A 13839-nucleotide genomic window follows, 5' to 3' on the forward strand; every position below is an offset into this window, starting at 1 on the left:
GCCCCGGTAAGCAACGCGCCACCGGGGGATAAACGGAGCGATTGCCGCAGGCCGTCTTCCCGGAGGCGGGGCTGGGCCCCTGTCCGGGCTACCCATGCCAGACCACACGCTCCTGTAGCCCCGGTAAGCAACGCGCCACCGGGGGATAAACGGAGCGATTGCCGCAGGCCGTTTTCCCGGAGGCGGGGCTGCGTCCCTGTCCGGGCGACCCATGCCAGACCACATGCTCCCGTAGCCCCGGTAAGCAACGCGCCACCGGGGGATAAACGGAGCGATTGCCGCAGACCGTCTTCCCGGAGGCGGGGCTGGGCCCCTGTCCGGGCTACCCATGCCAGACCACACGCTCCTGTAGCCCCGGTAAGCAACGCGCCACCGGGGGCTTTGCGCTTATTTCTTACGTAACAGCCGCAGCGCGTTGGCGGTGACCAGCACCGTCGCCCCGGTATCCGCCAGTACCGCCAGCCACAGGCCGGTCAGGCCGAGCAGGGTGGTGACGAGGAAAATCCCCTTCAGGCCCAGCGCGATGGCGATGTTCTGCCGGATATTGGCGTGGGTGGCACGGGCCAGCGAAATCATCTGCGCCAGCCCGGTCAGGCGATTGTGAGTCAATGCCGCATCGGCGGTTTCCAGTGCCACGTCGGTGCCGCTGCCCATCGCGATGCCAATGGTCGCCGCTTTCATCGCCGGCGCATCGTTGATACCGTCACCGACCATCGCCAGCGGCGCAGCGGCATTGAGCGCCGTGACCGCCTCGACTTTATCGGCCGGCAGCAGCCCGGCGCGAAATTCCAGCCCCAGTTCCCCGGCAATGGCCGCCGCCGCACGCGGGTTATCGCCGGTCAGAATGACCCCCTGGACCCCCAGACGATGTAGATCGTCGACCGCCTGACGGGCGTCATCGCGCAGCGTATCCCGCAGCGCCAGAATACCGAGCAGAGACTGTTCGCGCAGTACCAGCACCACCGTCTGACCCGCGCTCTCCAGCTGCTGAATCTGCGCCTCATGCTCTGCCGCAGCGTCGTTGCCCGCCGCGCAAATCAGTATCCGACGGCCGTCGACCTCGGCTTCAATGCCCGAACCCGCCAGTGCGCGCTGACCGTGGGCAGACGGAATCGTCAGCTGGCGCTGCCGGGCTTCGCGCACGATAGCCTGCGCCAGCGGGTGGCTGGAGCCTTGTTCCACTGCCGCCGCCAGGGCCAGCAGGCCATTTTCATCCACGTCATTCAGGGCGATGGCGGCGGTAACGCGCGGTTGACCGACGGTTAGCGTCCCGGTCTTATCAAAAGCTACCTGACGTATGCGACCCAGTTGCTCAAGCGCTGCGCCGCCTTTAATCAGGGCGCCGTGGCGTGATGCCACCGCCAGCCCGGAAGTGATGGCCGCCGGAGTGGAAATCACCAGCGCACAAGGACAGCCGATCAGCAGCAGCGTCAGACCCTTGTAGATCCACGGCAGCCAGGCGGCGGCAAAGAACAGCGGCGGCACGATGGCGACCAGCAGGGCGACGACCATAATGGCCGGCGTGTAAATCCGGCTGAAGCGATCGATAAAGCGCTCAATCGGCGCCCGGCGTTCCTCCGCCTCTTCAATCAGCTTCAGAATACGGTCAATGGCGCTGTCGCCCGGCTCGGAAATGACCGTCAGTTGCACCAGGCGATCGACGCTGGTGGCACCTGCCGCCACGCGTTCACCAGACCGGCGCTCGACCGGCACCGACTCACCGGTTAAGGCGCTTTCATCGAAGCTGGCGAACGGTGTGCGCAGCTGGCCATCGGCGGGCAGGCGACCGCCTGCTGCGACTTCAATCACGTCTCCGGGGCGGAGATCGCGCTGGGCGACGGTTTCCCGCACGCCATCACGCAGGCGAGTGGCGGTATCGGGTTTTAACGCCATCAGCGCGCTGACCCCCTGGCGGGCGCGGCTGGCGGCCCAGCCTTCAAGGCGCTCGCCAACCATAAACAGCAGCAGCACCATCGTGGCTTCGGCCGTGGCGCCGATAAACAGTGCCCCGATGGCGGCGACGCTCATCAGTGTTTCAATGGCAAACCAACTGCCGCTGCGGATCAGGCGCAGAGCCTGGCGAGCGACGGGCCACAGGCCGACAAGCGTGGTGGCAATGAATGCCAGCTCGCCGAAGGGGTGGTTGAACTGTTCCAGACCCCAGCTCAGCGCCATCAGTAGCACCAGGGTTATCAGCGGCAGGTTCTCGCGCAGGGACGAGGTTTCCGGCGGCGGGGCGCTTTCATCGCGCAGCGTATAGCCCACGGCACGTACCGCGCTTTCGACGGCCGTGCGGATATCGGCATCGGCGTTGACCAGCAGTTTTTCGGTGGCAAACAGGACCTGTACCTGGCTGACGCCCGGTACCTGGCGCACCGCGGTTTCGACTTTACGGGCGCAGGCGGCGCAGTCCATGCCTTCAACCAGCCAGCTATAGCGCGCCTCGTTTAACGCCTCGCTGTCGGCGGCGTCATTGGTAGCACAGCCAGACTCGGTGCAGCAGCTGTCAGCCTGTGCGACAACCGGCTTTAATTTGAATGACGAGAACTGTGGGACTTTTTTATCCTGCGTTTCTGGAGTCGACATGGGACCCTCCCGGTAATGATAATTTTCTCATTACCGGGAGGATACACTCTGGAGTCGACTCCAGAGTCAAGCGCAAAATTACAGATACAGCGCGCGGACGATCAGGAAGTGGCCGGCAAAGTAGAAGGCGGCGGCGAGAGCGTTATCGGCGCGGAAGCGACGGCGATAGTGGCTGATCAGCCAGACGATATTACTCAACAGCAGGAATGTCGCGCCGGCGAAGCCTGAGAGCGCGGTATCCGTCGGGCGGAAGAACCACAGCTCGCCGGCCAGCCAGACCATAACCAGCGTCATGCCGATAAAGGTGAAGACCGGCATGCGCAGGTCTTCCAGCCGACTCCAGATAACCGCCAGCAGCAGCGCGCCGATAACCAGCAGCACCAGCGGCAGCGGCCAGAAAAATGACATCGTCATCTGGCTGGCAAACCAGATCGTATACAGCAGATGCGACAGGAAAAAGGCCCCCACCGCATACATCACCCGCTGGCGCGGCAGCTGTGTTAAGGCATCGCCCAGCAGCGAAGCGCACAGCCCGGCGAGGACCAGGTAGCTGATAGCGTTGAATTTTGGTGCCTGCCAGGCCAGCAACAGGAGCAGGATCAGCGTGACGGGTTTAAAAACCCAGCGCCGCCACGCGGGGCCGCGATAGGATGCATCGACGTAAAGCCATGCGGAGAAACAGACAGCAATAAATGACCAAAGCATAGTAAGTCCTTGTATCTGTTATTATTAAGTGAGTAGTGTATTGGCGGTGCTAAAACTTAGTGTAGTGGTTCGGGTGGGCAGATGACAATGTTAATCAAGGCGCGGTATGCTTATTCCTGAGAATTTTTATGGGTTAGATGAATGAGCAAGGTTCCGCTGTTTTTTATTATCGTCGTTGCCCTCATTGTGGTGGCCGCCTCGGTGCGCTATATGCAGCAACGCCGGGAAAATATGGATAACGACGCCGCGCCGCTGCTGCAAAAGCGGGTGGTAGTGAGTAACAAGCGGGAGAAAGTGCTCAACGATCGCCGTTCGCGCCAGCAAAGCGTTGCGCCCGCCGGTAGCGAGATGCGTTATGACGCGAGCTTCAGGCCACAAGCCGGTGGCATGGAGGTTAGTTTTCGACTAGAGGCGGCGCAATATCATGCGCTGAGCGTCGGCGATCGGGGAACGCTGAGCTACAAAGGCTCAAGGTTTGTCGCGTTTACGCCAGAACCTTGAGCCCACGGGATTACTTCTTACGCAGCGTGGCCTTGAGCTTTTTCTGCCAGGCCACCAGTTCGAACACGCCGAAGACAAAAATGCGAATCTGCTCGAAGCGGCTCAGCGGCGGGGCATCTTTCGGTTGCGTGGCCTTCAGCAGCGTCAGCTGCAGGCCGTGCATCAGGATCATAAAGATCAGGGCAACGTTAACAAAGATGTTCAGCGGCTTCGGGAAAGGCTGAAACAGGTTTAACAGCAAAAATGCCCAGACGCACAGCATCAACACGCGGCCAAAATTAATCAGCACGATTTTCTCCTTTTACCTCACGTTGATAGAGACGATAGGCGACCTGTCCGGCCACTTTCTCACGATACAGCTGCCAGCATGCCGGCACCGGCGGTAAACCATTTTCGACTTCGCTCTCAACGTAGATAAGCGCTTCATCGGCGAGCCAGCCGTTATTTTCCAGCAGACGCAACGTCTCTTCCAGCAGACCTTTACGGAAAGGCGGATCGACAAACACGATATGGTGCGGTGTGCCGGGCTGATTAAGGTAGTTGAGCGTATTGGTATTGACCACTTTGCCATGGCTGGCTTTCAGGGTCGCCAGGTTTTTTTGCAGCTGCTGGGCGACACCGCGCTCCATTTCCAGCAGCGTGGTGCTGCCCGCATAGCGCGACAGCGCTTCCAGCCCGAGGGCGCCGCTGCCGGCAAAGCAATCCAGGCAGTGCGCATCGACCATAACCGGCGCCAGCCAGTTAAAAAGGGTTTCACGGACCCGGTCGGTGGTCGGGCGCAGGCCCGGGCTCTCCGGCACCGGTAATTTCCGGCCCCGCCATTGCCCACCGATAATACGGATCTGGCCGCTGCCCGTGTGGTTTGGTTTCTTCATCTCTTTGCTCAGGTCTCCACTTTCAGCCCGCTATTCTAGCGATCGAACGCGGATGACGAAACCTTAATCCGGGGGCGGTGATGCGAGTTAAGTTAAGTGATAGACTATCCGACTAATTTCATCATTTTTCAGCTTCCGCTATTGTTATGCCGAAGCTGTGCCATGAATAAACAGCGGGAGTGTCGTCGCAAATGGCAAAAGAGAAAAAACGTGGCTTCTTTTCCTGGCTGGGCTTTGGACAAAAAGAACAGGCGCAGGAAACCGAGACCGAACAGAAAGTAGAAGGGCAAACCGACGTTGCCGAACAGCATTCGGCCGCAGAGTTGTCTGCTGAGGCGGTGGCGGCGCCAGAAGCGGATACGGTCAGCGCTTCTCCGGTGGAGAAAGAGGACGCGGAAGCTTTTGCGGCCGATGTCGTTGAGGTGACTGAACAGGTTGTTGAGAGCGAATTACCGCATTCTGCGCCGGTGACGCCTGCGGTTGAAGTCCCGGCCGAAGCCGAAGAAATCCCTCGCGCGGCGATTGCAGAGGCTGTCGCTGCAGAGCTGCTGGCGGAAGAGGTGGCCGCCACGGAGCCGCTGGTCGAAGAAGCTATCGCGCAACCGGTTGTCGCGGAAGCGGTGGCCGGGCAGACGCCGCAAGCGCTGACGGATGAGCCGCAAGTCGCTGCCGGGGACGATGCGCTGAGTGATGAGACGCGCGGTGAGGAACCTGCACTGTCGGATGAGGAGCTTGAAGCTCTGGCGCTGGCCTCACAACCTCTTGATGATGAAGCGGTTATTGAAGAGGAAGAAGAAAGCCAGCCGGATGACGCTGCCCAACTGGAGCAGGAAAAACCGACGAAGGAGGGCTTTTTCGCCCGCCTGAAACGCAGCCTGATTAAAACCAAACAGAACCTCGGTTCCGGATTTATCAGTCTGTTCCGCGGCAAAAAAATCGACGATGATCTGTTTGAAGAGCTGGAAGAACAGCTGCTGATTGCCGACGTCGGCGTGGAAACGACCCGTAAGATCATTACCAATCTGACCGAAGGCGCCAGCCGCAAACAGCTACGTGATGCGGAAGCGCTGTATGGTCTGCTGAAAGAAGAGATGGGCGATATCCTCGCGAAAGTGGATGCGCCGCTGAATGTTGAAGGGAAAACGCCATTTGTTATCCTGATGGTGGGCGTGAACGGCGTGGGTAAAACCACCACTATCGGCAAGCTGGCGCGTCAGTTCGAACAGCAGGGTAAATCGGTGATGCTGGCGGCCGGGGATACCTTCCGCGCCGCAGCGGTAGAACAGCTGCAGGTCTGGGGTCAGCGCAACAATATTCCGGTGATTGCTCAGCATACCGGCGCGGACTCGGCATCGGTTATCTTCGATGCTATCCAGGCCGCGAAGGCGCGCAACGTTGACGTGCTGATCGCCGATACGGCGGGTCGTCTGCAGAACAAATCGCACCTGATGGAAGAGCTGAAGAAAATTGTCCGGGTGATGAAAAAACTGGACGAAGATGCGCCGCATGAGGTCATGCTGACCATCGATGCCAGCACCGGGCAGAACGCAATTAGCCAGGCCAAACTGTTCCATGAGGCCGTTGGCTTGACCGGCATCACGCTGACTAAGCTGGACGGCACCGCGAAAGGTGGGGTTATCTTCTCGGTCGCCGACCAGTTCGGTATTCCGATTCGCTACATTGGCGTCGGTGAACGTATTGAGGATCTGCGTCCGTTTAATGCGGGCGACTTTATTGAGGCACTTTTTGCCCGAGAGGATTAATCATGATTCGCTTTGAACAAGTCAGCAAAGCCTATCTCGGCGGGAGACAAGCGCTGCAGGGGGTGAATTTCCACCTGCAGTCGGGCGAGATGGCATTTCTGACCGGCCACTCCGGCGCGGGGAAAAGTACCCTGCTTAAGCTTATCTGCGGTATTGAACGGCCGAGCGCCGGGAAAATCCTGTTCGGCGGCCACGATATCAGCCGCCTGAAAAGCCGTGAGGTGCCGTTTTTGCGCCGTCAGATCGGCATGATTTTCCAGGATCACCACCTGCTGATGGACCGTACGGTGTTTGATAATGTCGCTATTCCGCTGATTATTGCCGGCGCCAGCGGCGATGATATTCGCCGTCGCGTGTCGGCGGCGCTGGACAAGGTCGGGCTGCTGGACAAAGCGAAAAACCTGCCAATCCAACTCTCCGGCGGTGAACAGCAGCGCGTGGGGATTGCCCGCGCGGTGGTCAACAAGCCTGCGGTGTTGTTGGCGGATGAACCCACCGGTAACCTCGATGAGGCGCTCTCGGAAGGGATTTTACGCCTGTTTGAAGAGTTTAACCGCGTAGGGGTCACGGTTCTGATGGCGACGCACGACCTGGGACTGATTTCCAGCCGCTCGTACCGCATGCTGACCCTGAGCGACGGTCATATGCATGGAGGCCATTGGGGTGAATAAGCGCGACGCAATAAACCAGATTCGCCAGTTCGGTAGCCGGCTCGATCGCCTCCGCAATGGCGCAGGTACGGGCGGTGGCAGCGGCGGGCGTAATGCGCCGAAGCGGCCAAAAGCGGCACCGGGCCCGGCTTCCCGTAAGAGCAACGTCTTTAACGAACAGGTCCGCTATGCCTGGCATGGCGCGGTCCAGGATTTAAAAAATACGCCGCTGGCGACCTTCCTGACCATTATGGTTATCGCCATTTCGCTGACGCTGCCCAGCGTGTGCTACATGGTGTACAAAAACGTCAACAGCGCGGCGGCGCAGTACTATCCGTCGCCGCAGATCACCGTTTACCTTGAGAAAACGCTGGATGATGACGCGGCGGCGCGGGTAGTTGGTCAGCTCCAGGCGGAACAAGGCGTGGAGAAGGTAAACTACCTGTCGCGGGATGAGGCGCTTGGCGAGTTCCGCAACTGGTCTGGTTTTGGTGGCGCGCTGGATATGCTGGAAGAGAACCCGCTGCCGGCCGTCGCGATTGTGGTGCCGAAGCTGGACTTCCAGAGCACCAATGCGCTGAATACGCTGCGCGATCGCGTGACGCACATTCAGGGCGTGGACGAAGTGCGTATGGATGACAGCTGGTTTGCCCGCCTCTCCTCGTTGACCGGGCTGGTGGGCCGCGTGTCGGCGCTGATTGGCGTGCTGATGGTGGCGGCTGTGTTCCTTGTTATCGGCAACAGCGTACGCCTGAGCATTTTTGCCCGTCGCGATACCATTAACGTGCAAAAACTGATTGGCGCGACCGACGGTTTCATTCTGCGTCCGTTCCTGTATGGCGGGGCGCTGCTGGGCTTCTGCGGTGCCTTTTTGTCGCTGATTTTGTCGGAAATTATGGTGATGCGACTGTCGTCCGCGGTGACGGAAGTCGCGCAGGTGTTTGGAACCAGGTTTGAACTCAGCGGGTTAGGTTTCGACGAGTGTCTGCTGATGCTGATTGTCTGCTCGATGATCGGCTGGGTTGCGGCCTGGCTGGCTACGGTTCAACATTTACGTCACTTTACCCCCGATTAAAAAAAGTCTGGTATAATCTTTCCCTGCACTGATGAATGTCTCTCTGCAGGGAAAGAGTCCCTGTTGTCTCTTCCCTGTGTTTTCATTTCCATGTCACATTTTGTGCGTAATCTATTCACATCGTTGCATGGAACTTGTGGATAAAATCACTGTCTGATATTAATGTGGGTGATATTCTCGTTGCTCATAAACGCTGGCATGTTTGTTGCTCATCTCATGGGAACCATCACGTCAGACGATATCGATTGAGAGGATTTGAATGACCAAAGATATGCAAACTTTAGCTTTAGCCCCCGTTGGTAACCTGGAATCGTATATCCGGGCTGCGAACAGCTGGCCGATGTTATCGGCTGATGAAGAGCGGGAGCTTGCTGAAAAGCTGCATTACCAGGGCGATCTGGAAGCAGCGAAAAGGCTGATCCTGTCTCACCTGCGCTTTGTTGTTCATATTGCTCGTAATTACTCGGGCTATGGCCTGCCGCAGGCGGATCTGATTCAGGAAGGCAACATTGGCCTGATGAAAGCCGTGCGTCGTTTCAACCCGGAAGTGGGCGTGCGTCTGGTTTCCTTCGCCGTACACTGGATTAAGGCTGAAATTCACGAATACGTGCTGCGTAACTGGCGTATTGTGAAGGTCGCCACCACCAAAGCACAGCGTAAGCTGTTCTTTAACCTGCGTAAAACTAAGCAGCGTCTGGGCTGGTTTAACCAGGATGAAGTCGAGATGGTGGCCCGCGAGTTGGGTGTGACGAGCAAAGACGTACGTGAAATGGAATCCCGTATGGCGGCGCAGGACATGACCTTCGACATGTCGTCGGATGACGAGTCCGATAGCCAGCCGATGGCGCCGGTGCTCTACCTGCAGGATAAAACGTCTAACTTTGCCGATGGCATTGAAGATGATAACTGGGAAGAGCAGGCGGCCAACAAGCTGACTGACGCGATGCAGGGCCTGGACGAGCGTAGCCAGGACATCATTCGCGCCCGTTGGCTGGACGAAGACAATAAGTCGACGTTGCAGGAACTGGCGGATCGCTATGGTGTGTCGGCTGAGCGTGTGCGCCAGCTGGAAAAGAACGCGATGAAGAAACTGCGTACTGCCATCGAAGCATAACGCAGCAATCTGCATGCCCGCCTCTGTGCAGGCACCCGATAACGCCCCACATTATGTTGGGGCGTTTTGTTTTTCTGCGCCTTCTCTTTTGACCAGCACCTGCGGGCATAACGTCTGCAGACATGCCAGCAGGATATGGAAGGCCGGTTCCATTTGTGTCTCTGCCAGACTGGCAAAGCCCATCAATAGTCCCTGCTTACGTTCTTGCGTCAGATAGTAGCGTGAGAGCGGGCGCACCAGAATATTGTGCGCGTTGGCCTGTCTGGCGATCGCGACATCGTCCGCGTCATCGGGCAGGTTGAGAATCAGATGCAGGCCGGCGTTATCGCTGAAATCTGACAGCGCCTGCAAACGACAATAACACTGAATCAGTTCGGTCAGGCAGGCGCGACGGCGGCTGTACAGCAGGCGCATTCGGCGGATATGGGCGGAGTAATGGCCGGCGTTGATAAATTCCGCCAGCGCCATCTGAATCAGCGAATGGCCGCCGCGATAGAGCTCGGCATGGGCGCTTTTCAGATAGCCGACCAGCGGGCGCGGCAACACGACATACCCCAGCCGTAGCCCCGGATAGAGCGTCTTACTGAACGTGCCGATATAGACCACCGGCGAGTCGGCAATCAGTCCCTGTAGCGCCGGAATCGGCTGGCCGGAAAAGCGAAACTCGCTGTCGTAATCATCCTCGACGATCCAGCTGCCGTGCTGGCGCGCCAGGGCCAGCAGACGTTGACGGCGCTCCAGGCTCATCACCGCCCCCAGCGGATACTGATGCGATGGGGTGACAAAAATCAGCTGCGGCGCCTCCTCAACCGTCTCAGGCGGGCGCAGGCCGTTGGCATCGACGGTAATCGGATTGATCCGTATATCATTCATCGCCAGCACGTGGCGGATCCCCCAGTAGGAGGGCTCTTCGACCCACGCCAGATCGCCGCCATCACAGAGCATGCGCGTCACCAGGTCGATTGCCTGATGAATCCCTTCCGTAATAAGAATTTGATCTGCCTGACAATGGACGCCGCGGGACACGCGAAGATAATCCACCAACGCCTGCTGCAGTTCCGGCGTGCCGCCGTTACAACTGTAGCTTAACTGCTCGGGTTTCGGGCGGCGGCTGATACGGGCCTGAATCTTGCTGAACAGCGGGTGGGGAAAGGCATTGACGTCCGGCACGCCGGGAATAAAGGCCCCCCACTGGCGCGGACTGGCGCTGACGCGGCTGAGCAACTGTTGGCCGCGACGGGATAAAAATTGTGTTGCCGTCACATCGCTGCTGTTTTCGGTGACGCTGCCAGCGGAAAGAGCAATATCCGGCCCGGTTTTCGCGACGAATGTGCCGCTGCCGCGACGGGAAACCACATATCCTTCCGCCTGCAATTGTTCATAAGTTGTTAATATGGTGTTTCTTGAAACGCCGAGCTCCCCGGCCAGATCGCGTGAAGGGGGCAGGCGGCTATGGGGCGCTAAAGAACCGTCCAGAATCGAGCGACGAACCGCGTTATATAAGCGTTTATGCAACAGCGGGTCTGTCTCTTCCTGCAATCTGACCAGCACAAGGTCACCGACGAGTGAACGCAATTGGATCCCTCAGATAATCTGAATTGGTACTCGATTATAGAGCCAACTCCTGTGTAAATAAACGTCATCGTTTCGATATTGTTGCGATAGCGTGACATACATGACAGGAGATTCGAGGGTGAAAAGTTCAGAACTGAATCAACGTCGCCAGCAGGCGACGCCGCGCGGCGTAGGCGTAATGTGCGATTACTTTGTTGCGAAGGCGGAGAATGCCACGTTGTGGGATGTGGAAGGCAACGAGGTGATTGATTTTGCTGCGGGAATTGCCGTGCTCAATACCGGCCATCGCCACCCGAAAATTGTTGCCGCCGTCGCGCAGCAGCTGGAGGCCTTTACCCATACGGCGTATCAGATTGTCCCTTACGAAAGCTATGTCTCGCTGGCGGAGCGCATTAACGCGCTGGCGCCGGTTGAGGGGCCAGCCAAAACCGCTTTCTTCTCCACCGGGGCGGAAGCCGTCGAAAACGCGGTGAAGATTGCCCGCGCTTATACCGGCCGTCCGGGGCTGATTACTTTTGGCGGCGGTTTTCATGGCCGAACCTTTATGACCATGGCGCTGACCGGTAAGGTCGCGCCTTACAAAATTGGTTTTGGGCCGTTTCCTGGATCGGTATACCACGGGGTCTACCCGAATGCTGTCCACGGCATTACCACCGATGAGGCGATGAAAAGCCTGGAGCGTATCTTTAAAGCCGATATCGCGCCGGATCAGGTGGCGGCCATTATCCTTGAACCGATTCAGGGCGAAGGCGGTTTTAACGTTGCTCCTGCCGGGTTTATGCAGGCACTGCGTACGCTGTGCGATACCCACGGTATCCTGCTGATTGCCGATGAAGTGCAAACCGGCTTTGCCCGCACTGGCAAGCTGTTTGCCATGCAGCACTATGATGTCAAACCGGACCTGATGACGATGGCGAAAAGCCTTGCCGGTGGTTTTCCGTTGTCCGGCGTAGTGGGGCGTGCCGAGGTGATGGACGCCCCGGCGCCGGGCGGGCTGGGTGGTACCTATGCCGGTAACCCGCTGGCGGTGGCGGCGGCTCATGCCGTCCTTGACGTCATTGAAGAAGAGCAGTTGTGTCAGCGTGCGGAACAGCTTGGTCGCCATCTGAAAGAAGTGCTGAACCAGGCGCGTGAGCATTGCCCGGCGATTGTTGATATCCGAGGGCAGGGCTCGATGGTGGCCGTGGAGTTTAACGATCCGCAGACCGGCGCGCCGTCACCGGAGTTCACCCGTCACATTCAGCAAAAGGCGCAGGAAAATGGTCTGCTGCTACTGAGCTGCGGCGTCTATGGCAACGTTATCCGTTTCCTGTATCCGTTAACTATCCCCGATGCGCAGTTTACAAAAGCGCTGGATATTCTGGCGCGCATCCTGAAAGGATGATGCGCCCGACTCCTGTGCGGCGACTGGAAAGCCAGAAAAAACCGGATGCCGCACACGAGTTTTTATACTCAGCGTGAGCGCTGTATCACCCTGATATCACGCCTGGCTGGACCCGCCCGGCGCGGATAGACCATCTGCTGGCGGCTAATCTGGCGCCTGACTCTCCCGCGTCCGGTTCATCCTGACGCGGTTTTTTATTTGTCACTTATCTGTTACATAACCCCAATTTTGTCATTTCAAATTCTCCTGAATGGCGGTATGTTTAGCATAGTGTGCTGCAAAAGCGCAGGCGGCAAACCTAAAAGTAGATGTCATATGCTTTTTTTATGACGTAAATTAGAATAATGCGCTAATAAACAACATCACAACGAATACAAAAAACCATAATAATGGGGAGCCTCAGGATGAACATGAAGGGTAAAGCGTTACTGGCAGGATGTATCGCCTTAATTATGAGCAATGCCGCGCTGGCGGAAGATATCAAAATTGCCGTAGTTGGCGCGATGTCTGGCCCGGTGGCACAGTACGGTGACCAGGAGTTTACCGGTGCTGAGCAGGCGGTTGCCGATATTAACGCGAAGGGTGGAATCAAGGGCAACAAGCTGCAGATCGTTAAATATGATGATGCCTGCGACCCGAAACAGGCGGTGGCCGTCGCCAACAAAGTGGTTAACGATGGCATTAAGTACGTTATCGGCCATTTGTGCTCGTCCTCTACCCAGCCGGCGTCCGATATCTATGAAGACGAAGGCATTCTGATGATCACCCCGGCCGCCACCGCGCCGGAGTTGACCGCACGCGGCTATAAAATGATTCTGCGTACCACCGGTCTGGATTCTGACCAGGGTCCGACGGCGGCAAAATATATCATCGAGAAGGTGAAGCCCCAGCGTATCGCTATCGTGCACGACAAGCAGCAATATGGTGAAGGCCTGGCGCGCGCGGTGCAGGATGGTCTGAAGAAGGGCGGCGCTAACGTGGTGTTCTTTGATGGCATCACCGCCGGGGAGAAAGATTTCTCTACCCTGGTCGCGCGTCTGAAGAAAGAAAATATCGACTTCGTCTATTACGGCGGCTACCACCCGGAAATGGGGCAGATTCTGCGTCAGTCCCGCGCGGCAGGTCTGAAAACGCAGTTTATGGGGCCGGAGGGCGTCGCTAACGTCTCCCTGTCTAACATTGCCGGTCAGTCTGCGGAAGGCATGCTGGTGACGAAACCGAAGAACTACGATCAGGTCCCGGCGAACAAACCGATTGTTGACGCGATTAAAGCGAAGAAACAGGATCCGAGCGGTGCCTTCGTCTGGACAACCTACGCGGCAATCCAGTCGCTGCAGGCTGGCCTGAATCAGTCCGAAGACCCGGCGGCGATCGCGAAATACCTGAAGGCCAACTCCGTCGATACCGTTATGGGACCGCTGTCCTGGGATCAGAAAGGCGATCTGAAAGGCTTCGAGTTCGGCGTGTTTACCTGGCATGCTGATGGTACGGCAACCGACGCCAAATAACTTAACCGTCGTCTTTTACGCGGTGGGTGTGTTGGCTGCGAGACTTAACCCCGGTGGCGCTGCGCTTACCGGGGCTACGGTCAGAGGTAGTTCGGGTGAGGCG

General features: G+C 58.0%; 12 protein-coding genes. 7 read left to right on the forward strand and 5 right to left on the reverse strand.

Annotated elements, in window-relative coordinates; genetic code table 11:
- Positions 1 to 387: 387 nt before the first annotated feature.
- Together zntA and CWM52_RS25390 are read right to left on the reverse strand one after the other, a co-directional pair.
- Positions 388 to 2586 (reverse strand): Zn(II)/Cd(II)/Pb(II) translocating P-type ATPase ZntA, encoded by a 2199-nt coding sequence (zntA, locus tag CWM52_RS25385; protein WP_100686591.1) that lies wholly within the window; start codon positions 2584 to 2586, stop codon positions 388 to 390.
- Positions 2587 to 2664: 78 nt separating this feature from the next.
- On the reverse strand, positions 2665 to 3291 hold the full coding sequence (locus CWM52_RS25390) for a lysoplasmalogenase (RefSeq protein ID WP_100686592.1): 627 nt from the start codon (positions 3289 to 3291) through the stop codon (positions 2665 to 2667).
- Between the two features lie 141 nt (positions 3292 to 3432).
- On the opposite strand from CWM52_RS25390, the gene CWM52_RS25395 reads away from it, so the two are divergent.
- Entirely contained in the window at positions 3433 to 3792 is a 360-nt protein-coding gene (locus CWM52_RS25395; RefSeq protein WP_100686593.1) for a DUF2500 domain-containing protein, read from the forward strand.
- 10 nt (positions 3793 to 3802) lie between these two features.
- Here the strand turns inward: CWM52_RS25395 and CWM52_RS25400 are convergent, their stop codons facing one another.
- Complete coding sequence (locus CWM52_RS25400) at positions 3803 to 4081, reverse strand: DUF1145 family protein (RefSeq protein WP_100686594.1); 279 nt, start codon at positions 4079 to 4081, stop codon at positions 3803 to 3805.
- The gene (gene rsmD / locus CWM52_RS25405) at positions 4071 to 4667 is read right to left on the reverse strand and encodes a 16S rRNA (guanine(966)-N(2))-methyltransferase (RefSeq protein ID WP_100686595.1); all 597 of its coding nucleotides are present in this window, start codon (positions 4665 to 4667) and stop codon (positions 4071 to 4073) included. The genes CWM52_RS25400 and rsmD overlap by 11 nt, the downstream gene beginning before the upstream one ends.
- 191 nt (positions 4668 to 4858) lie before the next feature.
- On the opposite strand from rsmD, the gene ftsY reads away from it, so the two are divergent.
- The 4 genes from ftsY (at position 4859) to rpoH (ending at position 9269) form a co-directional block, all read left to right on the forward strand.
- A complete protein-coding gene (ftsY, locus tag CWM52_RS25410; RefSeq protein ID WP_100686596.1) occupies positions 4859 to 6430 on the forward strand; it encodes a signal recognition particle-docking protein FtsY in 1572 nt (523 codons plus the stop codon).
- 2 nt (positions 6431 to 6432) lie between these two features.
- Positions 6433 to 7101: a cell division ATP-binding protein FtsE gene (ftsE, locus tag CWM52_RS25415; RefSeq protein ID WP_004868565.1), complete on the forward strand. Its 669-nt coding sequence runs from the start codon at positions 6433 to 6435 to the stop codon at positions 7099 to 7101.
- Positions 7094 to 8155, forward strand: a complete 1062-nt coding sequence (gene ftsX / locus CWM52_RS25420) for a permease-like cell division protein FtsX (RefSeq protein ID WP_100686600.1) — start codon at positions 7094 to 7096, stop codon at positions 8153 to 8155. Before ftsE ends, ftsX begins: the two co-directional genes overlap by 8 nt.
- 259 nt (positions 8156 to 8414) lie before the next feature.
- A complete protein-coding gene (gene rpoH / locus CWM52_RS25425) occupies positions 8415 to 9269 on the forward strand; it encodes an RNA polymerase sigma factor RpoH (RefSeq protein ID WP_100686597.1) in 855 nt (284 codons plus the stop codon).
- Between the two features lie 51 nt (positions 9270 to 9320).
- Here rpoH and CWM52_RS25430 read toward each other — a convergent pair whose 3' ends face one another.
- Positions 9321 to 10844 carry a PLP-dependent aminotransferase family protein gene (locus CWM52_RS25430; RefSeq protein ID WP_100686598.1) on the reverse strand — a complete coding sequence of 508 codons (1524 nt, stop codon included), beginning with the start codon at positions 10842 to 10844 and terminating at the stop codon, positions 9321 to 9323.
- 118 nt (positions 10845 to 10962) lie between these two features.
- Between CWM52_RS25430 and CWM52_RS25435 the strand changes: the two genes are divergently transcribed.
- Entirely contained in the window at positions 10963 to 12228 is a 1266-nt protein-coding gene (locus tag CWM52_RS25435) for a 4-aminobutyrate--2-oxoglutarate transaminase (RefSeq protein ID WP_100686599.1), read from the forward strand.
- Between the two features lie 404 nt (positions 12229 to 12632).
- On the forward strand, positions 12633 to 13736 hold the full coding sequence (livJ, locus tag CWM52_RS25440) for a branched chain amino acid ABC transporter substrate-binding protein LivJ (protein ID WP_015585591.1): 1104 nt from the start codon (positions 12633 to 12635) through the stop codon (positions 13734 to 13736).
- Positions 13737 to 13839 lie beyond the last annotated feature (103 nt).

Origin of the sequence: Raoultella sp. T31 (assembly GCF_002806725.1) — a bacterium.
In the GTDB taxonomy this organism is placed as follows: Bacteria; Pseudomonadota; Gammaproteobacteria; order Enterobacterales; family Enterobacteriaceae; genus Klebsiella; species Klebsiella electrica.